Origin of the sequence: Haematospirillum sp. H1815 (assembly GCF_012102705.1) — a bacterium.
Classification (GTDB): domain Bacteria; phylum Pseudomonadota; class Alphaproteobacteria; order Rhodospirillales; family Rhodospirillaceae; genus Haematospirillum.
The window spans coordinates 113,699-136,241 of sequence record NZ_JAAVTA010000008.1; the positions used below are offsets into that span (position 1 = coordinate 113,699).

At 56.1% G+C, this 22,543-nt stretch carries 23 protein-coding genes; 14 read left to right on the plus strand and 9 right to left on the minus strand.

From position 1 onward, the window contains the following. Positions 1 to 89: 89 nt before the first annotated feature. Positions 90 to 431: a hypothetical protein gene (locus HEQ60_RS08005; RefSeq protein WP_168071193.1), complete on the minus strand. Its 342-nt coding sequence runs from the start codon at positions 429 to 431 to the stop codon at positions 90 to 92. Positions 432 to 652: 221 nt separating this feature from the next. Here HEQ60_RS08005 and HEQ60_RS08010 point away from each other — a divergent pair, with 221 nt between their 5' ends. The 4 genes from HEQ60_RS08010 to pgtP all read left to right on the plus strand — a co-directional run bounded on the left by HEQ60_RS08010 (position 653) and on the right by pgtP (position 5,981). Continuing rightward, positions 653 to 1,348: a tetratricopeptide repeat protein gene (locus tag HEQ60_RS08010; RefSeq protein ID WP_168071194.1), complete on the plus strand. Its 696-nt coding sequence runs from the start codon at positions 653 to 655 to the stop codon at positions 1,346 to 1,348. A 57-nt stretch (positions 1,349 to 1,405) separates the two neighbouring features. After that, the gene (locus tag HEQ60_RS08015; protein WP_245183841.1) at positions 1,406 to 2,755 is read left to right on the plus strand and encodes a PQQ-like beta-propeller repeat protein; all 1,350 of its coding nucleotides are present in this window, start codon (positions 1,406 to 1,408) and stop codon (positions 2,753 to 2,755) included. A 26-nt stretch (positions 2,756 to 2,781) separates the two neighbouring features. Continuing rightward, positions 2,782 to 4,278, plus strand: coding sequence for a ribosome biogenesis GTPase Der (gene der / locus HEQ60_RS08020; protein ID WP_168071196.1), 1,497 nt, complete (start codon positions 2,782 to 2,784; stop codon positions 4,276 to 4,278). Positions 4,279 to 4,538: 260 nt separating this feature from the next. After that, positions 4,539 to 5,981 (plus strand): phosphoglycerate transporter protein PgtP, encoded by a 1,443-nt coding sequence (gene pgtP, locus HEQ60_RS08025; protein WP_168071197.1) that lies wholly within the window; start codon positions 4,539 to 4,541, stop codon positions 5,979 to 5,981. Here pgtP and corA read toward each other — a convergent pair. Both corA and HEQ60_RS08035 read right to left on the minus strand, forming a co-directional pair. After that, complete coding sequence (corA, locus tag HEQ60_RS08030) at positions 5,916 to 6,899, minus strand: magnesium/cobalt transporter CorA (protein ID WP_168071198.1); 984 nt, start codon at positions 6,897 to 6,899, stop codon at positions 5,916 to 5,918. The two genes, pgtP and corA, sit on opposite strands and share 66 nt — an antisense overlap. Before the next feature lie 75 nt (positions 6,900 to 6,974). Continuing rightward, positions 6,975 to 7,742 carry an NAD kinase gene (locus HEQ60_RS08035; protein WP_168071199.1) on the minus strand — a complete coding sequence of 256 codons (768 nt, stop codon included), beginning with the start codon at positions 7,740 to 7,742 and terminating at the stop codon, positions 6,975 to 6,977. A gap of 187 nt (positions 7,743 to 7,929) precedes the next feature. Between HEQ60_RS08035 and HEQ60_RS08040 the strand changes: the two genes are divergently transcribed. From HEQ60_RS08040 to HEQ60_RS08060, 5 genes are all read left to right on the plus strand, one after another. Further along, positions 7,930 to 8,331 carry a DUF952 domain-containing protein gene (locus HEQ60_RS08040; RefSeq protein WP_168071200.1) on the plus strand — a complete coding sequence of 134 codons (402 nt, stop codon included), beginning with the start codon at positions 7,930 to 7,932 and terminating at the stop codon, positions 8,329 to 8,331. A 9-nt stretch (positions 8,332 to 8,340) separates the two neighbouring features. Further along, positions 8,341 to 9,417 carry a quinone-dependent dihydroorotate dehydrogenase gene (locus tag HEQ60_RS08045; protein ID WP_168071201.1) on the plus strand — a complete coding sequence of 359 codons (1,077 nt, stop codon included), beginning with the start codon at positions 8,341 to 8,343 and terminating at the stop codon, positions 9,415 to 9,417. Further along, positions 9,398 to 10,309 (plus strand): TIGR01459 family HAD-type hydrolase, encoded by a 912-nt coding sequence (locus HEQ60_RS08050; protein WP_322099316.1) that lies wholly within the window; start codon positions 9,398 to 9,400, stop codon positions 10,307 to 10,309. The genes HEQ60_RS08045 and HEQ60_RS08050 overlap by 20 nt, the downstream gene beginning before the upstream one ends. 26 nt (positions 10,310 to 10,335) lie before the next feature. Next, positions 10,336 to 11,385, plus strand: a complete 1,050-nt coding sequence (locus HEQ60_RS08055) for an MBL fold metallo-hydrolase (RefSeq protein WP_168071203.1) — start codon at positions 10,336 to 10,338, stop codon at positions 11,383 to 11,385. 157 nt (positions 11,386 to 11,542) lie between these two features. Then, positions 11,543 to 12,472, plus strand: coding sequence for a histone deacetylase family protein (locus HEQ60_RS08060; protein WP_168071204.1), 930 nt, complete (start codon positions 11,543 to 11,545; stop codon positions 12,470 to 12,472). Positions 12,473 to 12,502: 30 nt separating this feature from the next. On the opposite strand, the gene grxC is transcribed toward HEQ60_RS08060, so the two are convergent. Further along, positions 12,503 to 12,766: a glutaredoxin 3 gene (gene grxC / locus HEQ60_RS08065; protein ID WP_066132049.1), complete on the minus strand. Its 264-nt coding sequence runs from the start codon at positions 12,764 to 12,766 to the stop codon at positions 12,503 to 12,505. Positions 12,767 to 12,877: 111 nt separating this feature from the next. Then, positions 12,878 to 13,624, minus strand: a complete 747-nt coding sequence (locus HEQ60_RS08070) for a ComF family protein (protein WP_168071205.1) — start codon at positions 13,622 to 13,624, stop codon at positions 12,878 to 12,880. Positions 13,625 to 13,791: 167 nt separating this feature from the next. Between HEQ60_RS08070 and HEQ60_RS08075 the strand changes: the two genes are divergently transcribed. The 5 genes from HEQ60_RS08075 (at position 13,792) to HEQ60_RS08095 (ending at position 18,409) form a co-directional block, all read left to right on the plus strand. Then, on the plus strand, positions 13,792 to 14,715 hold the full coding sequence (locus HEQ60_RS08075) for a methyltransferase domain-containing protein (RefSeq protein WP_168071206.1): 924 nt from the start codon (positions 13,792 to 13,794) through the stop codon (positions 14,713 to 14,715). Between the two features lie 9 nt (positions 14,716 to 14,724). Then, a complete protein-coding gene (gene sfsA / locus HEQ60_RS08080; protein WP_168071207.1) occupies positions 14,725 to 15,444 on the plus strand; it encodes a DNA/RNA nuclease SfsA in 720 nt (239 codons plus the stop codon). A gap of 25 nt (positions 15,445 to 15,469) precedes the next feature. Then, positions 15,470 to 16,276: a type I methionyl aminopeptidase gene (gene map / locus HEQ60_RS08085; protein WP_168071208.1), complete on the plus strand. Its 807-nt coding sequence runs from the start codon at positions 15,470 to 15,472 to the stop codon at positions 16,274 to 16,276. Between the two features lie 4 nt (positions 16,277 to 16,280). After that, entirely contained in the window at positions 16,281 to 16,982 is a 702-nt protein-coding gene (gene radC / locus HEQ60_RS08090; RefSeq protein WP_168071209.1) for a RadC family protein, read from the plus strand. 257 nt (positions 16,983 to 17,239) lie between these two features. After that, on the plus strand, positions 17,240 to 18,409 hold the full coding sequence (locus tag HEQ60_RS08095; RefSeq protein ID WP_168071210.1) for a porin: 1,170 nt from the start codon (positions 17,240 to 17,242) through the stop codon (positions 18,407 to 18,409). A gap of 73 nt (positions 18,410 to 18,482) precedes the next feature. On the opposite strand, the gene clpA is transcribed toward HEQ60_RS08095, so the two are convergent. From clpA to HEQ60_RS10810, 4 genes are all read right to left on the minus strand, one after another. Continuing rightward, positions 18,483 to 20,789 (minus strand): ATP-dependent Clp protease ATP-binding subunit ClpA, encoded by a 2,307-nt coding sequence (gene clpA, locus HEQ60_RS08100; RefSeq protein ID WP_168071211.1) that lies wholly within the window; start codon positions 20,787 to 20,789, stop codon positions 18,483 to 18,485. Between the two features lie 79 nt (positions 20,790 to 20,868). Next, on the minus strand, positions 20,869 to 21,195 hold the full coding sequence (gene clpS, locus HEQ60_RS08105; RefSeq protein WP_066132076.1) for an ATP-dependent Clp protease adapter ClpS: 327 nt from the start codon (positions 21,193 to 21,195) through the stop codon (positions 20,869 to 20,871). Between the two features lie 53 nt (positions 21,196 to 21,248). Further along, positions 21,249 to 21,431 (minus strand): hypothetical protein, encoded by a 183-nt coding sequence (locus HEQ60_RS08110; RefSeq protein WP_168071212.1) that lies wholly within the window; start codon positions 21,429 to 21,431, stop codon positions 21,249 to 21,251. Between the two features lie 208 nt (positions 21,432 to 21,639). Further along, the coding region (locus HEQ60_RS10810) for a phasin family protein (RefSeq protein WP_168071213.1) at positions 21,640 to 22,543 on the minus strand (904 nt) is incomplete at its 5' end.

The following is a 22,543-nucleotide window of genomic DNA, read 5'->3' on the forward strand; positions in this document are numbered from 1 at the left end:
GCAGGACACCGCGCGCCGCCCCGAGCAGGGCCGCAACCGATCGGTCTATTGTCAGGAATCCAGTCCACCGGGTCAACTCTACACAGGAACTACCATGTTCTCTGCAAACCACCGGGAACATTTCCAACCAGATGGTCATGAGGGTTGGGACTCTGTGTATGGTAACAATCCACCGCACCGATAGAACGATAGCAATACAAATCGGGGGTCTCCGGCCTGTTCTCATAGACAGGCTGGCACCAGTGCCCCCCACGCGCTGCACGGGCCGAGGAACAATCCTGACCGGACACCCAACCGCTGAGGCGATCCAGAGGGGTGCGATCTGTCCCGATGTACCCGAGTCCCACATAGCCGGGCTTTGGCAAAACCTCACATCCCGAGGACATGAGGACAGCCACAACAGCCAGACAGCGTGGAATCAGGGCATTCATCCAGGCTACACCTTCCCAAGAGGCCAATTCAGGGATACCAGAAATTCGCTAAAGCAGGCACCATCACGGATTGTCACTGCGTGTCCCATGGTCAGGTCACGGTGGTTAAAAAACGCTGAAAAACGCATGAAATGTGCCGAAAGAGGCGATCCGCTCGTTGCTTACAGAGCCACCTCGCACTATGTTCGGGGCTCCAAGGTTTCTTGCAAGGACTGATACCCGTGGCTGATACACCACTTGACCCACAACAGGCCGCCCTGTTCCGCGAGGTGGACGACGACCTTCGTCACGAGCAACTGAACCGACTGTGGAAGGCCTATGGCCCCACAGTTGTTGCCACGGCTGTGGCACTGGTGCTTGCTGTTGCCGGCTGGCAGGGGTGGATGGCCTGGCAAACGTCTTCCCGGGCAAAGGAAGCAATAGCGTTTGAAGCCGCCCTGTCACAGGGCGTTGGCACAAATCATGAAGCAACGGCACAGGCGTTGAGAGAGTTTGCTTCAGGCGCATCAAAGGGAAATCGTGATCTTGCGGTCATGAAAGCCGCCGCCCTGCTGGCGCAGGCAGGCAAAGTGACCGAGGCTACAGCCCTGTGGAAAGAATTGCGTGACACGAGCAATGCCGACCCGATCTTCCGTGACCTTGCCCGCCTTCTTGTTGTACAGCACGGAATGAATCAGCCCGGAGCCGACCTGTCCGCCCTTGATGCAGAACTTGCGTCACTTCTTGGTCCGTCAACCCGCTTTCGTTATCTGGCCGGCGAACTGCGCGGGCTGATTGCCTTGCAGCAAAACCGCCGCGATGATGCGGTCACACTCTTTACGGACTTGGCTGCTGACCGCAGTACCCCTTACGGGATTCGGGCCCGCTTGCGCGAGGTTCTGATGTCTTTGGGAGCGACAGTCCCTGACGCCCCCTGACACATGCACCCTTATTGCTGTCCTGAGTTATTGAGCCCCCCGGGAGACCTTATCTTCATGGCCCGAAACCGCAACGCCTGTACCGTTCTTGTTCGCGCACTCTGCATCATGACCCTCTCTGCCGGCTTGTCTGCCTGCTCGGGTGACAGCTGGTTCGGGGATGATGTGAAACCGCCTGTACCTGGAACCCGCATTTCTGTCCTGGAGCATGAACGTTCCCTGAAACATGACCCGGACCTGGCTGCATCCATTCGCCTGCCCGCCCCGGAAGACAATCCACAATGGCCGCAGCAGGGCGGATACAGCCACCATGCCATGCAGCACATGAAAGTGTCAGCATCACCAAAGGTTGCCTGGATTCGCTCCATAGGCAGTGGCTCAGGCCGACGGGACCGCCTGATGGGAGAACCCGTCGTTGCGAACGGTACCGTTTATACCATTGACACCTCGGGTGTCGTAACAGCGATCAACGCCCAAAGCGGTAAAACCTTGTGGGACAAGGCATTGACCCCTGATCACGAGGATGACGGTTACCTGATGGGTGGCGGCGTCGCCTTCAACAATGGACGGCTGTTTGTCACAACCGGATTTGCCGACGTTATTGCATTGAAGGCAGACAACGGTGAGGAAATCTGGCGGCGGTCCGTCCCGGCCCCGATGCGGGCCGGTCCAACGGTCAGCGACGGTCGTGTCTTTGTGACAACGCTGGACAACAAGGCCCTCGCCCTTTCTGAAGAGAACGGATCCATCGTATGGACATACTCGGGGGTTGAGGAGAATACATCGGTTCTGGGAGCCGCTGCTCCCGCCGTCATGGGCGGCGTCGGGATTTTCCCCTTCACCAGCGGCGAGGTTGTGGCCTTGCGTACAGATACAGGGGCCGCCCTGTGGGCAGACAGCGTGGTGGCGACACGGCGCACCGATGCAACCGGCACGCTGGCAGCCATCGCAGCTCGTCCGGTGATTGATCGAACCCGCATTTTTGTTCTGGGTCATTCCGGGCTTCTGACCGGAATAGACATGCGAACAGGGGAACGAGCATGGGAACTGTCGATGGCGGGCCTACATCAGCCTTGGATTGCAGGGGACTGGCTGTTTGTTGTCACCCTGGATGCTGAAGTGGTCGCGATTGATGCAAGAAACGGAAAGATAGCATGGATCACCTCCCTTGACCTGTGGGAAGACCCTGAAGACAGAAAGGGACGGATCACATGGGCCGGTCCCGTACTGGCCTCTGACCGCCTTGTCCTTGCAGGATCACATGGCAAGGCGGTCAGCATAAACCCCTATGACGGGTCCGTCATCGGCCACCTGGATATGCCTGCCGGTATATCCCTGTCTCCCGCCGTCGCACATGAAGCCCTTTACTTCCTGACCGACGCCGGGGATGTCGTCTGCGTTCGCTGAATTTTCTGGAAAGTACGAATTTTATCATGACTTTTACGGTTGCCATTGTTGGCCGCCCCAATGTCGGCAAGTCTACGCTGTTCAACCGTCTGGTCGGCAGACGGTTGGCTATTGTTCATGACATGCCGGGCGTAACCCGTGACCGCAAGGTCCATAAAGCCAGCCTTGCTGGTATGGACTTTATGGTTATCGATACAGCAGGCTTGGAAGACAGTACGGACGAGAGCTTGGAAGGGCGGATGCGGGCGCAAACAGAAGCCGCTCTTGATGAGGCTGATGTCGCACTGTTCCTGATTGACAGCCGGGCCGGGGTAACCCCCTTGGATGCTCACTTTGCTGCCCTTCTACGCAAACATCCCACCCCTGTTATCTTGTGCGCCAACAAATGCGAGGGCAAGGCCGGTGCGCCGGGGCTTTACGAGTCTTGGAGTCTGGGCCTTGGCGAACCTGTTGCTGTTTCGGCTGAACATGGCGAAGGTATGCTGGAGCTGTTCCAAGCTCTTCTGCCGTTTGCTCGCGCAGCCGGAGCAGAACCGCCCGAGGATGACGATGGCCCATTGGCATCCATCGTCAGGGAAACCGACGACACGACAGACGGTGACAACACGGGTGATGAGGCCAGCGATGACGACTCACTCACCCCTGCCGCTTCGGATGATGACGCCGAAGAAGAAGAGCTGGAGCCATATGAAGAACCTGGTCGGCCAGATCGCCCCTTGCAGATGGCCATCGTCGGACGCCCGAATGCCGGCAAGTCAACCTTGATCAACCAGCTTTTGGGGCAGGAACGTATGCTGACTGGCCCCGAGGCTGGCATTACACGTGATTCGGTCGAGATAGACTGGGAATGGCAAGGACGGCGCATCCGCCTTGTCGATACAGCAGGCATACGCCGGCGTGCCCGCATCGATGACAGCCTGGAAAAATTGTCCGTTGCTGAAACCCTCAACGCCATTCGCATGGCAGAGGTTGTGGTGTTAATGCTCGATGCCAACGCCATATTGGAAAAACAGGATCTGACGATTGCCAGGATGGTCATTGATGAGGGGCGGGCTCTTGTCATCGCGGTCAACAAATGGGATGCCGTAGACAACCGTCAAGAGGCCCTGCAACAGCTTGATGATCGCCTGCAAAAGTCCTTGCCGCAGGTTCGGGGTATTCCGACTCTGACAATTTCCGCCCTGAGGGGTCGCGGAATGGATCAACTGATGAAAACGGCATTTGCTGTTCATAGGGTCTGGAACACACGTGTCACCACATCGAAGCTAAATCGCTGGCTGGCGGAGATGACCGAACGCCACCCGACACCCTTGTCCAAACAAGGGCGACGGATTCGCCTGCGCTTTATGACCCAAGCCAAAACACGCCCCCCAACCTATGCCATTTTTGCATCCAAGCCTGATGAACTACCAGATAGCTATATGCGCTATCTGGTCAATGGTCTGCGGGACACATTCGGGATAGAGGGTGTACCTATCAGAATTTTCCTGCGCAAACGGGATAACCCGTTTGACAAGAAGTAAGGCATGAACATTGTTGGAAATGGGAACGGTCAGATTACTCAAGTGATCTGACCGTTTTTTTTGTGGCCCCATAACACCCCAATTCAGATGTCCACGTACACAATCTTGGATTTTAATCACGAAAGATAATCTATTTACCAGATTATTATTCCGTGCAATAAAGATGCATTTGCAGGTATAAAACTACAAAAAATTGTGCATTTTTCTGCAATTTCATCGCCTTAAACAAGGCATACACCACGGAATGAGGATTGGCACCCATGTCGCTGAATGCGCTGGCCCCGGCACCGCACGCCGCCCCCTTACCTGACCGTGACGTTGCTTCCCTCTACACGCGGCTGCGATGGCAGATCTTCTCTGGCATCTTCATCGGGTACGCCGGGTATTATCTGGTACGCAAGAACTTCTGCCTAGCCATGCCGTATCTGATAGAGGAAGGGTATTCCCACGGTGAATTGGGAATAGCCGCTTCAGGTCTATCTGTTGCCTATGGACTATCCAAGTTCTTGATGGGTGCCGTTTCCGATCATTCTAATCCCCGCCTATTCATGCCACTTGGGCTTTTTCTTTCTGCCACCATCGTCTTCATACTGGGATATGTGTCTTGGGCAACGTCAAGCATTGCCACGATGTGTATTCTTTTGTTTGCGAATGGCTGGGCGCAAGGCATGGGATGGGCACCGTGCGGTCGTACCATTGTGCAGTGGTGGCCACAGTCCGAGCGCGGGCTGATCGTTTCTGTCTGGAATGCAGCACACAATATCGGCGGTGGTCTTCTGGGGCTTTTGTTCCTGACAGGTATGGGATGGTTCAACGACTGGCATGCCGGTTTCTATGTACCGGCAGGGTTTGCCTTCGTTATTGCTGTATTCACGGCCTTGACCCTGCGCGATACACCACAGTCCTGCGGATTGCCATCCGTAGAAGATTACAGTAACGGTCGTCAAACGCCTCACCGGCCAGAACAAAAAATATCTTTTCGTATGGTTATTGGGCAGCACGTTATTCCCAATACCATGCTGTGGTGGCTTGCAGGTGCAAGCGTTTTTGTACACCTGATCCGGTTCGGGGTTCTGGATTGGGCACCGACATATCTAAAAGAAACAAGAGACTTTGATGTTGAAGTCTCTTCATGGGTTTACTTCCTGTACGAATGGGCTGGTATTCCGGGCACCTTGCTCTGTGGCTGGATATCAGATCGGCTGTTCTCGGCACGACGGGCACCCGCCGGCATCCTGTTCATGGTCCTTATTCTCTGCGCACTTCTTGTGCAGTGGCTTGGTGCAGCACAGAATCCCTACATTGAAATGACGGCGTTTCTGGCTATTGGCTTCCTGATTTATGGCCCTGTCATGCTGATAGGATTACACGCCATGGAACTGGTGCCCAAGAACGCTGTCGGAGCAGCAGCGGGATTTACAGGTCTATTTGGCTATTTGTGCGGATCTGTCGCAGCCAATGCCATGATGGGGTACACGATCGACATATTCGGCTGGAACGGAGGTTTCGCACTCTTGACCGGGGCCTGCGTCATGGCAACAATCTGCCTGCTCAGAACACAGATGCCACACCGATCTTATGCCAATACCCCAACAGAACATCAGGATAAGCCGACCGGTGCCTGTGTCTGCCCACTACTACAGCCAGCCTTTGCGCTTGAAGTACAGGAAGGGCACCACCGCCGACATAAGCATCAGGAATAGCGCCCATGGGTACCCCAGTGCCCACTTCAGCTCGGGCATCAGCTCGAAATTCATACCATAGATACTGGCAATCATGGTCGGAGGCAGGAAAACAACGGAAACAACCGAGAAGATTTTGATAATCGAGTTCTGCTCGATATTCACCATGCCAAGGGTTGCATCCAGCAGGAAGCTGATCTTGCCAGCCAGAAAGGTCGCATGATCCAGAAGGCTTTGCACATCGCGCCACATAATCTTGACTTGAGCCCTGGCTTCCTGCCCCTGACTGGGTAACCCCTGATCCAGAAACGCCAGAAGTCGGCCAATCGACATCAAACTTTCACGCGCACGGGATGCAACGTCGCCAGTTTGGCCGATATCGCGCAAAATCTCCTGAAAGTCACGACTTTCAGCTTGGTTTACCCGCCTCTGCCCGGTTGGTGTGTGATTGAAAACTTCGGAGGATATGGCATCGACGCGGGCCATCTCACGTTCCAGAATGTCGGCCGCTCGCTCAATAACTGTTTCCAACAAGTTTACCAATATCACATCGCCGGTCTTCAATCCCTGCTGCCGGCTGGCACGTGTGGCAAAGGCCCGGAATGGCTTGGGTTCAGCGTGGCGCACCGTCACCAGCCGCTCGCCGGACAGAATAAAGGTCACAGCTGTTGTTTCCGGATGCTCCGTATCGGACTGGGCCAACACAACGGCTGTCATGAAAACAGCGCCATCTTCCTGATACAACCGGCTCGAAGCCTCAATCTCCTGCATTTCCTCCCGGGTTGGCAGGGCAATATCAAGAGCCTGCTCGACTCGATGAACCTCTGCCGTTACCGGTTGGTACAGATCAATCCACACCACTTCCGGCGGAACCGGAAGCCCCGGAGCCGGAGGAAAGGAATACAGACCGGCCGGTCCTGGCACATAGACGGTCAGCATGGCAACTCCCTGTCAGCGATCCCTCTCTATACGCCGCCCCGCCCCCCGGGGGAACCATCTATATGCACGGTGATATCACCCTGTGAACTGTTCGGACAAAATTCTTTCTTCAAGGTTATGCTCGGGATCGAACAGAACAGGTAACATGATCGAGCGATCCTCACGCACAGAGACACGTATGACATCGCGCACTTCGGTATAATCGGCCACAGCCGAGACCGGGCGCTTTTCGCCCTCTATAATGTCAAAATCAAGGGATACCTGATGGGAAAGAACAGCACCACGCCAACGCCGGGGACGGAATGCCGAAATTGGCGTCAGAGCCATGACGTTTGATCCCATGGGGAGAATGGGACCATGCGCAGAGAGATTATAGGCGGTTGAACCTGCCGATGTGCACACAAGCGCCCCGTCACAGATTAATTCCGGCAAACGGATCTTTCCGTCTACACTAATACGGATCTTGGCTGCCTGACGCGTCTGACGCAGCATTGAAACTTCATTGATTGCAAGGGCATGCAGGGTATCCCCCTGGCTGGTCAGCGCCGTCATCGCCAAAGGGAACAGCTGAACGCAGGTCGCCTTTGCCAGGCGCTCCTCCAGCCCATGCTCGGCATATGCATTCAACAGAAAGCCGACTGTTCCTCGGTTCATGCCATAGATCGGTTTTTTCAATGCCATATGGCGGTGCATGGTTTCCAGCATGAAACCATCTCCCCCCAAGGCCACAATAACATCAGCCCGATCAGCAGGAACCTGACCATAGCGCTGACAAAGGCGCTCCAGTGCTTCTTCGGCAGCAGAGGTAGCAGCAGCGGTGAAGCAGATTGAACCAAACGCCATAAAGCCTCGCTGATGGCAACAAACAACACAGGGAACACGGGGATGTCAGTATAATCGAGCCGCATTCCCTTGCCTACCCGCCGCCCGCTCTCCATCACAAGCGTAACATCCTGCCTACCTGCCACCCTGCAGACAGGACTAAAAGTTTCTTCCGATATCCGGGGCTCTTGAGGTACAGTTCCCGATCATGAGCTATACACATATCCGACGCGATCTGCGCCCTGAACACGACACACGATCCCCGCAACGGCTGTATCGTCTTATTTTGCCCGAACAGTGGCGCCAAGCCGTCCGTGAGGGCTTTTTCGAAGGGTCTCCGACCGACCGGGCCGACGGTTTTATCCATCTGTCAACCGCAGCCCAAGTCATGGGAACAGCAGAACGCTGGTTCTCCGAAACGCCTGAACTGACGCTGCTACGCCTTGACCGCGATCGCTTGGCCGGGGCCGTGCGTATGGAAGGACCTGAACCCTATCCACACCTCTACGGTCTTCTTCCAATTGAGGCGGTGCAAGAAACATGGAATCTTCAGCTAAACGAAAACCTGCACTTTATATTCCCGACCGAAATTATCCTGGCCTCGTCCTGATTTGCATTAATGCCACTTGATCTCTACCGCCATGTTGCTGCGCCGCTTCTGGGACGAATGGACCCGGAGCAGGCACACCGCGTGGCAATACTTGCTGCGCAATTGCCCCTGATCCCGCTCTTCACGCCACAGCCTCAGCCAGAATTGGCTGTGTCCCTCTGGAACCGGACTTTTCCCAATCCGATTGGTCTGGCCGCAGGATTCGACAAGAACGGCAAAGTCGCCGATGCCATGTTGCGCATGGGATTTGGTTTTGTGGAAATCGGTGGAGTTACACCCCGCCCGCAGGATGGTAATCCAAAACCACGCCTTTTCAGGCTTCCGGAAGATGGGGCCATCATCAACCGGATGGGGTTCAACAATGATGGCATGCACGTTGTCAGCCAAAGGTTGGCACGCTTGCGCAACAGCAAGCGAACACTTCACGGATTGATTGGTGTCAACCTGGGCAAGAACAAGGACACAACCGATCCGGCTGATGATTACGTGAAAGGTGCCAGAGCCTTTGCCGGTTTGGCGGACTTTCTGGTTATCAATGTATCAAGCCCGAATACACCGGGATTGCGGGCGCTGCAGGAACGCAAGCATCTGGAGCACATTGTCAGCAGCGTGCGGCGTACTCTGGAACAGGATACGAACTCGACCCCGTTGCTGCTCAAGATTGCCCCTGACCTTGGGGAGCAGGATGAAGCGGAACTTGCAGCCTTGGCCTGCGACAGTGGTATTGATGGATTGGTTGTCGCCAACACTACGCTGGCACGTCCGGATACGCTGACGGAACAGGCCCGTCATGAGGCGGGTGGGTTGTCCGGCCGTCCTCTCCGCACGGCCTCAACAGCCTTGCTGCGACGTATGTACCACCTGACCGGGGGAAGTATTCCCCTGATAGGGGTTGGCGGCATTGGCAGTGGCGCTGATGCCTGGGAAAAAATAAAAGCCGGGGCTTCCCTCATACAACTGTACACCGCCCTGGTCTACCAAGGGCCATCCCTGGTTCAGCAGATCAGGGATGATCTTGTTCTTCTGGCAAAGCGCGAAGGTTTCCATTCTGTTGCGGAGGCTATTGGTGCCGACCACAATTCCTGACACACCTGAACCATCATCCGGTCTGTATATTCCCTTGCAACTTCCCGGCCTGCGCGCCGCCGCCGGGCTGTGGAACGCATTTATTCTGGATCTGTGGGGCGTGATTCACGACGGTGTCGCGGCGTATCCCCATTCAGCCGAGACCTTGCGTCAACTGCGGGCCACGGGGGCACGTGTGATGTTGCTGTCCAATGCACCACGACGTGCCTCTGCCCTGATAACGCAGATGGAGACCATGGGAATCCCCCGTGATCTGTATGACGGTATCCTGTCATCAGGGGATGCTGTGCATCATGCTCTTCTGACCCGCAAGGACCCCGCTTTTGCCGCACTGGGAAATACATGCTTTCATCTGGGGCCAGAACGGGATCTGACAATTTATGAAGAGACCGGCGTTGTACTGACAGACCTGGATCACGCCACATTCATCATGAATACTGGTCCGGTCAGCTTGGACGACAGTGCCGATGACTACCGGACCATGCTGGCCAAGGGCGTGCAAGCCGGGCTGCCGATGGTATGCGCCAACCCGGACAGGACCGTCATCCGACAAGGCAAAGTCATTGTGTGTGCAGGAGCTCTGGCGGATATCTATCTTGAATACGGGGGAACGGTTATCTGGAGAGGAAAGCCAGATCCTGCGGTATATCGGTTGTGTCTGGAGAAAATGGGGTTTCCATCAACTGGCGTCTGCACAATCGGGGATTCCCTCGAAACGGATATGGCCGGTGCAGCAGCGGCAAGCATCGACGGACTATGGGTAACGGGTGGCATTCATGCTGATGAAGTCGGCGGTGCCTACGGGAAGCCTGCCGATCCCCTGCGCATGGCGCGCCTTGCTGCCCGCTATGGCATTCGTCCAGCGGCCGCCTTGGCTGGTTTTATCTGGTAGTCAAAGACAAAAAGGGATGGTTTGTCATGCATGCGTTATCCCCTCTGGAGTATCCTTGGACAGAGCCACCAGCGCCGTCAAACGTACAGAACGTAGGAGATGGTCTGCTCTGGGCCCGGATGCCCCTGCCCTTCGCCCTTGATCACATAAACCTGTGGGTCCTGGAAGATGTGGATGGAGACCTGACTATCGTGGACACGGGCCTTGCTACAGACGAAACCCAAGCCATCTGGGACGAACTGCTGGACGGGCCTCTGGCAGGTAAAGCCGTACGGCAATTACTATGTACACATTTTCACCCCGACCATATGGGATTGGCCGGCTGGCTGTGCCAACGCTTCAATGCCCCCCTGACAACAACCCTGTCCGAATGGGCAATGGGGGTTATCTTGTCCTGTGACACGTCCGAGTCATTTTCAGAGAACCAAGCCAATTTTTATCGCCGGGCAGGATTGAATCCGGAAAAAATTCATCGTGTCGAAAAACGGGGCAATACCCTTTCCCGGCGGGTTTCACCTGTTCCCAAACGCTTTAACCGCATCAGGCATGGCGACACGCTCATGATTGGATCGTACGCGTGGGATGTTATCATCGGACAAGGCCATTCTCCAGAGATGGCCTGCCTTTACTGCCCAACACAAAATATCCTGATTGCCGGAGACCAGGTTTTACCCCGCATCAGTCCCAATATCAGTGTCTGGCCCAATGAACCAGATGCCAATCCCTTGGTTTTATATCGGCATAGCCTGGAAGCCCTGAAGGATCTGGTTCCGGACACAGCCTTGGTTCTTCCCAGCCATGGCCTCCCATTCCGGGGTCTACATCGAAGAATCGACGCCATTCTACAACACCACAAAGGCCGCCTTGAGGACTGCCTTTCTGCCTGTCAAGATGCACCACGTAGTGCAGCGGATCTTCTTCCCGTTCTCTTCCGGCATCCCCTGGATGAACACGGCTTGCTCTTTGCTGTGGGAGAAGCCATTGCCCACATTCATCTCTTGGAACAAGAAAACGCCCTGGAGCGAATACGTGGAGTGGACCACGTTGACCGCTTCATAGTGCGACGCACAAAATAACACCCGAATCCAGCACTGCATTCCATAACCCGACACTGGTACAAAATCGGCATGGCAGGCTTCGCGCCGCTCTCTTATACTGATAACAAGGAGCATGGCCTGTGGTAGAGATACTGACGGCTTGCTTATCCGAATCTGCTACGGGATGGAGTGGTTGATGCCGACTCTCTTGGTATCGCATCATGATTGCCTCGAGCACGAAACCGGAGGTTACCACCCCGAAAACCCTGATCGCTTGCGCAGTGTTCTCCAGATCCTCGAAAGTGAGGATTTTTTTATGCTGCACCGCGAAGAAGCGCCACGTGCTACCCTAGAGCAGTTAACCCGCGTACATCCACAGTCTTATATCGACGATATTATGAGCCATATCCCCAAGCAGGGATATTATGCCATCGACAGCGATACACCGCTGTCACCGAAAAGCGGTGAAGCTGCGCTGCGTGCCGCAGGAGGTGTCTGTGCAGCCGTTGACGCCGTAGTTGCCCGGCAGGCTCGCAATGCTTTTGTTGCCGTCCGCCCGCCCGGCCACCACGCAACCCGAACCCAGCCCATGGGATTTTGCATTTTCAACAATGTCGCCATCGGGGCCATGCAAGCGCGGAGCATACACGGCCTTGGGAGAGTGGCTGTCATCGACTGGGATGTTCATCACGGGAACGGCACCCAAGACATTTTCTGGAATGATCCTGATGCGTTTTATGCATCAACACACCAGTTTCCCCTGTATCCCGGCACCGGAAGCGCAGAAGAAACAGGGGCACACAACAATATCGTCAACTGTCCTCTGCCGTCTGGGTCAGACGGAACCGTGTTTATGGAAGCGCTGGATAACCGCATCATACCGGCCCTGAAAAACTTCAGACCGCACATCCTGTTCATTTCGGCAGGGTTTGATGCACACGGGCGCGACCCGCTGGCCAATATGAAGCTGACCGTCAAGGACTACGCCGAAGCAACCCGCAAACTGATGGCTGTTGCCGACAGCCTGTGCGGCGGACGCATTGTCTCTGTTCTGGAGGGAGGCTACGACCTTATCGCAACGGCCTCGTCAGCCGCCGCACATATCAGGGTCCTGATGGAAAACTAGGGCGGCCCCGGTGACACCGCCCCACACAATCTAGCTGGCTTGGGCAAGCATAGGGTCAAGGCCACCTTTTTCATCTAAAGCATGCAGATCATCACACCCGCCGACGTGCGTACCGCCAATAAAAATCTGTGGAACGGTACGGCGCCCTGACCGCTGCTCCATCTCTGCGCGCTTTGCTGTGTTGTCCAAAACGTCAATCTCGGTATAGGCAACGCCCTTCGCATCGAGAAGAGCCTTGGCCCTGTGACAATAAGGGCAGTGAGGCCACGTATAGATCTCGATATGCACGCTCATGAGCCGAAACTCCGCCTGAAATACCACCGGACACACACAGACCGGCCTTCTGATAACAGTATGCAGTCAAGCAGCCCAGCACGCAACATCGCTCGCACTGCAACATCATAATCACGGCCCCATGGCACGGGCCAGAACGACGGCATCAACCGGACCAGCCCCAGCATCTCGCAAAGCAGAGGCACAGGCACGTAGTGTCGCGCCCGTTGTCATGACATCATCGACCAGCAAAATCCTGCGCCCGGCAAGCCTGGCCCTATATCGCAAAGCAACATGGAACGCCCCTGCTACGTTGTTATGGCGCTGGATACGATCAAAATGCCCTTGGGTCCGCGTTGCACGCACACGCTGCAACAAAACCGGACAATACAAGGAGCGGGCTTGAAAAGAGACAAGGGCACGGGCCAGAAGAGCCGACTGATTATACCGCCGCCAAAGAAGGCGCCAGCGATGTAATGGCACCGGTATGACGACATCAGCCTCATTCAGCATGTCAGCAGATACACGTGCCAACCACACCGCCAACCCACGCGCCATATCCGTTCGGTCAGCATGCTTGAAAGCTAGGATCATGGAGCGGGTTCCATCGTCATAAAGTGTTGCTGCCCGCACCCTGTCCAGAATACGGTCATGGTCTGGTTCACAGGAATGCTCCCCACCTTGTCCGGGACTCTCGAAAGGCATGGCGCAGCGCGAACACTGGGTTGCCGCCTCAAGGAAACGGATCGTTCCGAAACAGGAGGCGCACACCCCGTGAGCCGTGCCCGTCACGGCACCACAGCGCAAACAGCGTGGCGGAAGGACTATATCCAAGGCAAGGCGCACGGGATAAAAGAAACGATCAATTTTTATGGTCATTCTTCACGGCAAGACAATCAATCCAGGGTGGATTATACGATCGTGCAATACGGCCCTTGTAGAACTTTTTCTGGTCACCCCGTTGACGGGAAAAAACAGGACCGTTATCCCCGCCCACAGAAAGAGCCATTACTTTCGCTCCCATAACAAGGAAAGGTCTTGCCGGTATGCATACCTCCACCCCTGTCATTTTTGACCGGCAAGCCCTGCGCCAGCACCAGAATCGGGCAGCGCGTTCCCTGGATCATTTTTCCTTCCTCTTCGAAGAGGTTGGAAACCGGCTGATCGAACGGCTTGATGACGTGACCCGTGCCTTCCCGACCGTCGTTGATCTGGGAAGCCATGGCGGCATGTTGTCACAACCATTATCCCGACGTGCGGGAACACAGCAGGTCTTCTCGACAGATGCAGCCAAAGGCATGCTGGAACGGGGACGCCATCAACAAGCCCGCATTCTGGGATGTGACGAGGAAGCCCTGCCCTTTGCTGACAGCAGCCTGGATCTGGTCGTGTCATCCCTGTCCCTGCACTGGGTCAATGACCTGCCCGGTACCCTGGTTCAGATACGCCGGGCCCTGAAGCCCGACGGACTGTTTCTGGCGGCCCTGTTCGGAGGGCATACCTTGCATGAGCTACGCCAATGCCTTCTGGAAGCCGAGAGCGAGGTGGAAGGCGGCGCCTCCCCACGCATCTCCCCGTTTGTGGATATCCGCGACATGGGCATGCTGATGCAACGTGCCGGCTTTGCCCTGCCCGTGATTGACTGCGACACAATCCCGGTTACGTATGATTCAGCGCTGAAGTTGATGAAAGACCTGCAGGGCATGGGAGAAAGCAACATCCTGACAGAACGCCACCAGACCTTCTCCCGCCGGGAAACCTTGCTGCGCGCGGCGGAACGGTATGAAAGAATGTTTGCCAACACCACCACCGGGCGCCTGACTGCAACATTCCAGATTGTCTGGGTTTCCGGATGGGCACCGGCCACCACCCAACCCAAGGCGCTCCGCCCTGGCACAGCAACCCGCAGCCTGGCCGAAGCCTTGGGGGCCACCGTCTGCGGACTCGACGACACCACGGGGAAAGGATAGTGTGCGCCGATGCATTTTGGACACACTCTCATTCGCGGCACATTGATCAAGCGTTACAAGCGGTTCATGGCCGATATCACACTGGCAGATGGCTCTGTTGTCACGGCGCATACAGCCAATTCAGGATCCATGTCAGGATGCTGCACCCCGGGGTCTGAGGTATGGCTGTCCCCTGCCGACAATCCGGCACGCAAGCTCAAATACACATGGGAAATGATCCGGGTGGATGGCTCCTTGGTCGGTGTAAACACCAGTCATCCCAACGCGTTGGCCGCAGAGGCCATACAGGCTGGACAGATCCCTCAGCTGGCCGGGTACGAAACCCTGCGCCGCGAAGTAAAGTACGGGCGCAGCAGCCGTATCGATATTTTGCTTGAAAGTACGACCAAGCCACCATGCTACGTTGAAGTCAAGAACGTCACCCTGTTCCGCGACACAGGGACAGGCGGGAAAACAGCACTGTTCCCCGATGCCGTCACGGCACGCGGGGCCAAGCATCTGGATGAACTGAGAGCGATGGTCGCGGCCGGGAATCGGGCGGTTATGCTCTATGTGATACAAAGGGAACACGATGGCCTGGTCCGCTTTTCCATTGCCGATGACATCGACCCGCACTACGCTGCCGCCCTGCAACAGGCCACGGCAGCCGGCGTTGAGGTCTTGTGCCACACCTGCACCATGACGCCGTCGGCCATCCATCTGGCGACCCCCTTGCCCGTTGCGCTGTAACCTAATCACTGCCAGGAAAGCCTGCATGTCACCGTCCCGCCGCTCTGAAAACACTGTTATCCTACATGATGCCAATGGCTTTGCCGCCATGCGCAAGGCCGGCCAAACGGCAGCGGCCCTTCTGGATTACCTGACCTCCTTCATACAGCCCGGCATTTCAACAGCTGACATTGATGATCTGGTGGTTGCTTGGACACAGGAACGGGGACTGAAAAACGGCCCTTTTGGATACCGGGGATTTCCACGCTCGGTCTGCACCTCGGTCAATCATGTTGTCTGTCACGGTATCCCGGACGAAAAGAAGAAACTAGCCAACGGTGACATCATCAATATTGATGTCACGCCGATTGTGGACGGCTGGTACGGTGACAGCAGCCGCATGTATTACGTGGGCAAACCATCGGTCAAGGCAAGGAAACTGGTCGAGACGACCTATGAATGCCTGATGCGTGGCATCGATGTTGTCCGTCCCGGTGCCACACTGGGTGATATCGGGCACGCAATTGAAACATGGGCGCACCAGAACGGATTCTCGGTCGTAACCGATTTCTGTGGGCACGGTGTCGGCACACAGTTCCACACAGCCCCCAGCGTGTTGCATTACGGCCAACCCGGAACCGGCATGGTGCTGGAAGCCGGCATGATCTTCACCATAGAACCCATGATCAACGCGGGCAAAGCCCCAACCAAAGTCTTGCCCGACGGATGGACGGCGGTAACCCGGGATCGTTCGCTGTCAGCACAGTTTGAACACACCATCGGCATTACGGTCGATGGTTGCGAAATTTTTACCGTGTCCCCACAGGGATGGCATTGTCCCCCCTATTCCTGAGATCATGTCCGACACACCTCCTCCCTTGGCCAACGAGTACAGCGGCCACCGGCAGCGGCTGAAAGAACGCTTTCTGGCCAGCACACGGGCTGAAAGCCCGGACTCATTGAAGGACTACGAGTATCTGGAGCTTCTTCTGTTCCTTGGAATTCCGCGCCGGGATGTCAAACCCTTGGCCAAGGGACTTCTGGCCCGCTTTGGCAGTGTTGGCGGCGTTCTGTCTGCAGAGCCGGACCAGCTGGTTGCCTTGGTCGGTGAGTCCGGTGCCGTGGCCTTGAAAACAGCATCGGCTGCAGCAACCTGGATGCTGAGAGAGGAGATTCTCGACAAACCGGTTCTGGCATCATGGGACCGCGTCCTGGACTATTGCCACGCGACCATGGCCCATCGTGAAACAGAATGCTTCCGTGTTTTGTTCCTAGACCGCAAGAATCGCCTGATCGTCGAAGAGGTCATGCAAAAGGGGACTATTGACCATACCCCCGTTTATCCAAGAGAGGTCATACGCCGCGCTCTGGAACTGGGCGCCAGTGCCTTGATCATGGTGCACAATCACCCCAGCGGCGACCCCCAACCATCAAAAGCTGATATCGACATCACCCGCCAAATCAGGGATGCAGCGCGTCCATTGGGCGTTGTGCTGCACGATCACGTCATCATCGCCCGAACCGGATACTGCTCTTTCAAATCCGACGGTCTTATTTAGATCTGCACTATATAAAAATAGCATCGAGATATTGATATTTCGCGCCAAAGACTAACAGTGTCGTGGCTTTTTTATCACATGTATGCATGAAAAAGACACATTGCCCTTGATTTGCCTCTTGGGCTGCGTATCAGCAGTTGACCTTCCCGTGCCTCATATTTCTTAATGTCATCGCGTTGCATGCCTGCAAAGAAACAAGGCATCAGCAACCAAGCAGGTTTGAGTCACACTTTTGCAAATAGGGACATCAGAAGAGCATGAAAAAGCTCCTTATCGGAACCAGCGCTCTTGTTGCCGCCATGACCTTGACTGGCGTTGCATCAGCTGCTGAACCCCTGAAGCTGTCTGTCGGCGGTTTTGGGTCTGTTTTTGCCGGATACGCATCGCAGAACAAAGCATATCTGCAGGCCCTGCGTGATGCCGGAAAAGGCGGGGAAGTCTCCGCTGTTGACGTCAAGGGTGACAACGAAATCCACTTCAAGGCTGCAACCACGCTGGATAATGGCCTGACCGTATCGGTGAAGTACGAACTGGAAGCCGGCGGCACCGGTGAAGGCCAGAAGTCTGTTGACAACTACAGCATCTCGCTCGGCGGTTCATTCGGTACTGTTATAGCTGGAACCGGCGACCTGGCCCTGGCCATGATTGCCAACCGTTCTCCGCACATGGGCGACCGCCTATTGGGCGCAGGCCTTGCCGATGGTGACTTGGCGACGGGCGTATGGGTCCTGAAGCCAGAGTCCGTAAGCGGAGGCATCGCCACCCTTGTCAACAGCCATAACGACAACGAATCCATCAGCTATGTTTCCCCGTCTGTTGCTGGCTTTACCTTCGGGGCATCCTATGTTCCGGATGGAACAGAAAAAGATGACGCAGGGAAGAAGCTGAAGCACAACCCGACCCAGCCTAACGGCACCAACACCATGGAAATGTATGGCGCTGGCATTGGGTACGAAAACAACTTCGGCGGGCTTGACCTCAAAGCGGACATTGGCTGGGCCACCGCTGATAGCGATGCCGTTGACAGCCACAACGAATACCAGGCCGGTCTGCAGATGTCATATTCCGGTGTTATCGTCGGTGGTGGATATCGTCTGATTGAAGGCAAAAAAGCCGACAAAACAAAAGACAACGTGCACGCAACATCCTGGGAAGCCGGCGTTGGCTATAACAATGGCCCGTATGGCGTTGCCATTGCCTATGCCAATACGCGAGTTGACGACGGTGATGGATATGATGCCACAACCAAAACTAATGATGTCAACAACACCCGTACGGTTCAGCTGACCTCGGAATACAAGATGGGCCCGGGCGTGATGCTGGTTGGTGGTGTCGGCCACGTCAAGTTCGAGAAAAAAGGCTCTACCGTCGCGATCGACAAGAACAGCGGATGGGTCGCCGCAACCGGGCTCTCCCTGGCATTCTGATCAAACGTTTTACGTTTGCAACGGAAAGGGCGGCCTGTGCCGCCCTTTTCTTGATCTATAGGGAATACATATATCAGGCCAAGGCAGGTTCCCGCGTTGTATCCGAAGCTGGGCCCCCCTTACGCGTAGACGAAGAGATATCAAAGGCCGGTATATCATCACGTATACTGACAATAACTGACCCGCCATGAGCAAGACGACCAAACAGAAGTTCCTCGGCCAGCGGACGCTTGATAAATTCTTGGATCACCCGCCCCAGTGGACGGGCACCCATCCGGCGGTCATAACCCCGACTGGCCAACCACTGCCTAGCTTCTGTGGTCAACTCAATCGTCACATCACGCTCGCCAAGCTGGCTTTCCAGTTCCATAACAAACTTGTCGACTACTTTTTCCACTACCTCCATAGGCAGGGAACCGAACGAGATGGTTGCATCCAGACGATTGCGGAATTCGGGTGTAAACAGGCGCTCAATCGCCTCCTTGTCATCCCCTTCCCGACTGTCACGCATAAAACCAATGGCGTTCTTGGCCAAGTCCTGGGCCCCGGCGTTGGTCGTCATGATCAGGATCACATTACGGAAATCCACCGTCTTCCCGTTATGATCTGTCAACTTTCCATGGTCCATAACCTGTAAAAGAATGTTGAACAGGTCCGGGTGTGCTTTTTCAATTTCATCAAGCAGCAGCACACAGTGCGGATGCTGGTCGACACCATCCGTCAGCAGGCCACCCTGGTCAAAACCAACATACCCCGGAGGCGCACCGATAAGGCGGGACACAGAGTGACGCTCCATGTACTCCGACATATCGAAGCGCAAAAGCTCGATCCCCAGAGAGCGGGACAGCTGCTTGGCAACCTCCGTTTTACCAACACCCGTCGGTCCGGCAAAAAGGTAGTTCCCAATCGGCTTTTCCGCATCGCGCAGGCCAGCCCGCGCCAGCTTGATGGCACTGGACAGGGCCTCAATGGCATTATCCTGACCAAACACCATGGTCTTCAGGTCACGCTCCAGATTGCGCAAGGCCTCACGGTCATCGGTGGAAACCGACTTGGGTGGGATCCGGGCAATCTTGGCGACAATCTCCTCGACATCACGCAGGGTCACGGTCTTGCGCCGCCGGCTTTCAGGAAGCAGCATCCGGGCCGCCCCAACCTCGTCGATCACATCAATGGCCTTGTCTGGCAACTTGCGATCACCGATAAACTTGGACGACAGCTCAACCGCCGCCCGAATAGCTTCCGCCGTGTAACGTACATTGTGATGCTTTTCGTAATATGGCTTCAAGCCATGCAAAATCTTGATGGCATCTTCGATGCTGGGTTCTGCCACGTCGATCTTCTGGAACCGGCGCACCAAGGCGCGGTCTTTCTCGAAATGGCTGCGAAACTCCTTGTAGGTGGTCGACCCGATACAACGGATCGCCCCGGAGGCCAAAGCTGGCTTGAGAAGGTTGGAAGCATCCAGAGACCCGCCCGAGGTTGCACCCGCCCCGATCACAGTATGGATCTCGTCAATAAACAAGACCGCATCCGGCAGACTTTCCAGTTCCTTCATGACCTGCTTCAGGCGTTCCTCAAAGTCACCCCGGTAACGGGTTCCAGCAAGCAACGCCCCCATGTCCAGGGCAAAGATCACAGAAGGCCGCAAAACTTCAGGCACATCACCGGTCACAATCCGCCGGGCCAACCCTTCGGCAATAGCGGTTTTCCCGACACCAGGATCCCCGACATACAGAGGATTGTTTTTGGAGCGTCGGCACAGGACCTGTATGGTTCTCTCCACTTCGGCCTCGCGACCGATCAGGGGATCGATTTTCCCCTCCGCAGCACGACGGTTAAGATTGACGCAGTATGCCTCGAGCGCTTCGTGACCCTTTTTCACCACGTCCTCCTCGGCCGCACTGTCGTCGGCGCCATGCACGGTACGGGTTTCAGACAGACCGGGCTGTTTGGCTATGCCATGCGAAATGTAATTCACAGCATCAAGCCGGGTCATATCATGCTGCCTGAGGAAATAGACCGCATGACTCTCCCGCTCGGAGAAAAGGGCCACCAGAATGTTGGCCCCTGTTACTTCCTCGCGACCGGATGACTGAACGTGGATGGCGGCGCGCTGCACAACGCGCTGGAACCCTGTGGTCGGTGTTGGCTCGCCGGGATGGGAGGCGACAAGCCCGCCCAGTTCCCCGTCGACAAAGGCACGTACGTCACCGGCCAGGCGATCCAGATCCACGCCACAAGCCCGCATAACGGCCATGGCATCGGTATCTTCGCACAGAGCCAGCAGCAGGTGCTCCAGCGTGACATACTCGTGATGGCGCTCACCTGCGAAAGCAAGAGCCTTGTGAAGAGTCTTCTCAAGATTGCGGGACAGCATTGACCGTACCCCTTATCCTGTATGCCACACGCCCGGACAGCACATCTGTCTGGATAGGAAGAAAAAGACCCCGGACCACTCAGTCTTTCTCCAGAGTGCACTGCAACGGATGCTGGTGCTGCCTGGCAAGATCCATGACCAAGGCAACCTTGGTCTCGGCAATCTCGTAGGTATACACGCCACACACCCCTACACCCCGGTGATGCACACTCAACATGATCTCTGTCGCCTCATCCCGGCCCTTGTTGAAGAACCGTTCCAGAACATGAATGACAAACTCCATCGGGGTATAGTCGTCATTCAGCATCAACACCCTGTACATCGGCGGCTTGCGAACCCGCGGCTTGACCTTGATAGCCAGCCCCGTGCCGCTGTCGCGATCTTCATCGTGACCATACTCACTCATGGCAGTCCCATTGACCTATTTCCGTTACGACCCTCAAAGCTCGTGCCACGATTCTAGGCCAGACGGCACCAATCGCAAACGCCCCGCGTACTGTGGACGCCTTTGACACCTCCACTATAGGCCCCTGGACAAGCGTTGGGGAGGGGGAGGGCCATCAGCACCAGGGAGAAGCGGAACAGCGCGTATTCCTTGATCCTGGCCGCTTTTCCAACCGCTTTCATAGAAGGATACCCCATGTCACAACCCCGTGAGGATAAAACAACGATCCTGTTGATGGCAAACGAAATTGCCTGGAAAGGACAAGGAGCCCCGGCGATTCCGCGGGGGCTCCCTGAAATGGAACGGCACTACAGATACAACCATCATACAACCGGGAAATGGCAACCAGATCTTGTACCGATAGACCAAATCCCGCTTACAGGGAACCAAGATGCATCAGAAGAACTATGACCGCCCCGGAATAGCCGCACGCCCCACCAGCGGACGCACGGCCTCTCCCAGAAGTTTCACAGACATACTGGACACCCGTCCTCCTTCAGACAAGGCATGATCAAGACCATGACGGAGCCAGCTGCTCTGGATTGTCATAGCCTCCTGAAGGCTTTTTGCACCAACCATACGACGGGAGTGACTAAGGCCCCTTTCAAAGGATGTTCTGGTCGCTCCCAACACATTATTGGTCATCTCGCGCCACCCACTTACCAAGGCCGTTCCAGCCTCAAGAACAGCATCCAGATGCCCTGCTCCATCCTTGGAAAGTCCGGCAAGACGCTGCCGGACTCCCCCCCTGCCATCCTTGGTGGCGGCAGGGGAGAAAGAACGTAACAGGGCCGAGGACACCGCACGCAGCGGAGCCGATGCCGACTGAGCTGTCAGCCCCGGGAAGAAAGACGCTGCAAGTGCTCCGGACGCCCCCGGGCCTTTCGCAGACGCTTTCTTCCCGGACTTGGCCGAAGAGCCAGCCCGCTTGGCCGAGGTACGTCCCGAACGGGCAGCCCTCTTTGCCGGGGTTTTCGCCTTAGCGGCCATTGACGGACGCTTCTTGGCTGATGTCTTGCGCACCGAGCGAGCCGACAGCAGCGAACGCTTCGCCGTCGCTTTCTTTGCGGTCGCTTTCTTTGCGGTCGCCTTCTTTGCGGTCGCCTTCTTCGCCGTGGCCTTCTTGGCTACAGCCTTGCGGGCTGTCGTCGCCTTCTTCGCCGTGGCCTTCTTGGCTACAGCCTTGCGGGCTGTCGTCGCCTTCTTCGCCGTGGCCTTCTTGGCTACCGTCTTGCGGGCTGTCGTCGCCTTCTTCGCCGTGGCCTTCTTGGCTACCGTCTTGCGGGCTGTCGTCGCCTTCTTCGCCGTG

Coding starts and splice junctions, on each gene's coding strand:
- HEQ60_RS08005 (WP_168071193.1), bottom strand. CDS start 431: ATGAATGCCCTGATTCCACGCTGTCTGGCTGTTGTGGCTGTCCTCATG.
- HEQ60_RS08015 (WP_245183841.1), top strand. CDS start 1,406: ATGGCCCGAAACCGCAACGCCTGTACCGTTCTTGTTCGCGCACTCTGC.
- der (WP_168071196.1), top strand. CDS start 2,782: ATGACTTTTACGGTTGCCATTGTTGGCCGCCCCAATGTCGGCAAGTCT.
- pgtP (WP_168071197.1), top strand. CDS start 4,539: ATGTCGCTGAATGCGCTGGCCCCGGCACCGCACGCCGCCCCCTTACCT.
- corA (WP_168071198.1), bottom strand. CDS start 6,899: ATGCTGACCGTCTATGTGCCAGGACCGGCCGGTCTGTATTCCTTTCCT.
- HEQ60_RS08035 (WP_168071199.1), bottom strand. CDS start 7,742: ATGGCGTTTGGTTCAATCTGCTTCACCGCTGCTGCTACCTCTGCTGCC.
- HEQ60_RS08040 (WP_168071200.1), top strand. CDS start 7,930: ATGAGCTATACACATATCCGACGCGATCTGCGCCCTGAACACGACACA.
- HEQ60_RS08045 (WP_168071201.1), top strand. CDS start 8,341: ATGCCACTTGATCTCTACCGCCATGTTGCTGCGCCGCTTCTGGGACGA.
- HEQ60_RS08055 (WP_168071203.1), top strand. CDS start 10,336: ATGCATGCGTTATCCCCTCTGGAGTATCCTTGGACAGAGCCACCAGCG.
- HEQ60_RS08060 (WP_168071204.1), top strand. CDS start 11,543: ATGCCGACTCTCTTGGTATCGCATCATGATTGCCTCGAGCACGAAACC.
- grxC (WP_066132049.1), bottom strand. CDS start 12,766: ATGAGCGTGCATATCGAGATCTATACGTGGCCTCACTGCCCTTATTGT.
- HEQ60_RS08070 (WP_168071205.1), bottom strand. CDS start 13,624: ATGACCATAAAAATTGATCGTTTCTTTTATCCCGTGCGCCTTGCCTTG.
- HEQ60_RS08075 (WP_168071206.1), top strand. CDS start 13,792: ATGCATACCTCCACCCCTGTCATTTTTGACCGGCAAGCCCTGCGCCAG.
- sfsA (WP_168071207.1), top strand. CDS start 14,725: ATGCATTTTGGACACACTCTCATTCGCGGCACATTGATCAAGCGTTAC.
- map (WP_168071208.1), top strand. CDS start 15,470: ATGTCACCGTCCCGCCGCTCTGAAAACACTGTTATCCTACATGATGCC.
- radC (WP_168071209.1), top strand. CDS start 16,281: ATGTCCGACACACCTCCTCCCTTGGCCAACGAGTACAGCGGCCACCGG.
- HEQ60_RS08095 (WP_168071210.1), top strand. CDS start 17,240: ATGAAAAAGCTCCTTATCGGAACCAGCGCTCTTGTTGCCGCCATGACC.
- clpA (WP_168071211.1), bottom strand. CDS start 20,789: ATGCTGTCCCGCAATCTTGAGAAGACTCTTCACAAGGCTCTTGCTTTC.
- clpS (WP_066132076.1), bottom strand. CDS start 21,195: ATGAGTGAGTATGGTCACGATGAAGATCGCGACAGCGGCACGGGGCTG.
- HEQ60_RS08110 (WP_168071212.1), bottom strand. CDS start 21,431: ATGGGGTATCCTTCTATGAAAGCGGTTGGAAAAGCGGCCAGGATCAAG.